General features: G+C 68.6%; 1 protein-coding gene and 1 pseudogene. Both read left to right on the forward strand.

Going from position 1 to position 1627, the window contains the following annotated elements; genetic code table 11:
• Positions 1 to 1374 (forward strand): maltose alpha-D-glucosyltransferase (treS, locus tag ABZ281_RS48635; protein ID WP_356665181.1); only part of this gene is annotated, 1374 nt, incomplete at its 5' end.
• 28 nt (positions 1375 to 1402) lie between these two features.
• Positions 1403 to 1627: pseudogene (locus ABZ281_RS48640) on the forward strand (maltokinase); the annotation flags it as partial.

Genomic DNA, 1627 nt, shown 5'->3' on the forward strand with positions numbered 1-1627 from the left:
GACTTCGTCATGAACCACACCAGCGACCAGCACCCGTGGTTCCAGGAGTCGCGCAAGGACCCCGACGGGCCCTACGGCGACTACTACGTGTGGGCCGACGACGACAAGGGCTACCCGGACGCCCGGATCATCTTTGTCGACACGGAGACCTCGAACTGGACCTACGACCCGGTGCGCGGCCAGTACTTCTTCCACCGCTTCTTCTCCCACCAGCCGGACCTCAACTACGAGAACCCGCGTGTCCAGGAGGAGATCCTGGCCGCGCTGAAGTTCTGGCTGGACCTGGGCATCGACGGCTTCCGGCTGGACGCGGTGCCCTATCTCTACGCGGCCGAGGACACCAACTGCGAGAACCTGCCCGCTTCGCACGCATTCCTCAAGCGCGTCCGCCGCGAGATCGACGCCCTGTACCCGGACACCGTCCTGCTGGCGGAGGCCAACCAGTGGCCCGAGGACGTCGTCGACTACTTCGGCGACTATCCCAGCGGCGGCGACGAGTGCCACATGGCCTTCCACTTCCCGGTCATGCCGCGCATCTTCATGGCCGTGCGCCGCGAGTCCCGCTACCCCGTCTCCGAGATCCTGGCCAAGACCCCGGCCATCCCGTCGGGCTGTCAGTGGGGGATGTTCCTGCGCAACCACGACGAGCTCACCCTCGAGATGGTCACGGACGAAGAACGCGACTACATGTGGGCCGAGTACGCCAAGGACCCCCGCATGCGCGCCAACATCGGCATCCGCAGGCGCCTGGCCCCGCTGCTGGACAACGACCGGCACACCATCGAGCTGTTCACCGCGCTGCTGCTCGCCCTCCCCGGCTCGCCGATCCTGTACTACGGCGACGAGATCGGCATGGGCGACAACATCTGGCTCGGCGACCGGGACGCCGTCCGGACACCCATGCAGTGGACCCCGGACCGCAACGCCGGCTTCTCCACCTGTGACCCGGGCCGCCTCTATCTCCCGGCGATCATGGACCCGGTCTACGGCCATCAGGTGACCAACGTCGAGGCGTCGATGTCGTCGCCGTCGTCGCTGCTGCACTGGACCCGCCGCATGATCGAGATCCGCAAGCAGAACCCGGCCTTCGGGCTCGGCTCGTACACCGAACTGCCCTCCTCCAACCCCGCGGTGCTGGCGTTCCTGCGGGAGTACGAGGACGACCTGGTCCTGTGCGTCAACAACTTCGCGCGGTTCGCGCAGCCCACCGAGCTGGACCTGCGCGAGTTCGCGGGGCGGCACCCGGTGGAGCTGTTCGGCGGGGTCCGCTTCCCGGCCATCGGCGAGCTGCCGTACCTGCTGACCCTCGGGGGCCACGGCTTCTACTGGTTCCGGCTCACCCGAGTCGCATCCCGCATCGGCCGGCGACTGTGAGCCTGCGCCGACGAAAGGAGGCGTGACCATGCCGAAGACCGCATCCCTGCGCCCGGACCTCCCGCGCCTGGCCGAGCCCATGGAGTCGCTCGGCGGGCTGCTGCGCGACTGGCTGCCCCGGCAGCGCTGGTTCGCGGGCAAGGACCGGCCCGTCACGGAGCTCGGCCTGCTGTCGATGACCGAGCTCTTCCCGGGCTGTCTGCACCTGCTGGTCCACGCCGGTCACGCCGGCCACACGGGCGTGCCCTCGCCC

Origin of the sequence: Streptomyces sp. NPDC006265 (genome assembly GCF_040613555.1) — a bacterium.
Classification (GTDB): Bacteria; Actinomycetota; Actinomycetes; order Streptomycetales; family Streptomycetaceae; genus Streptomyces.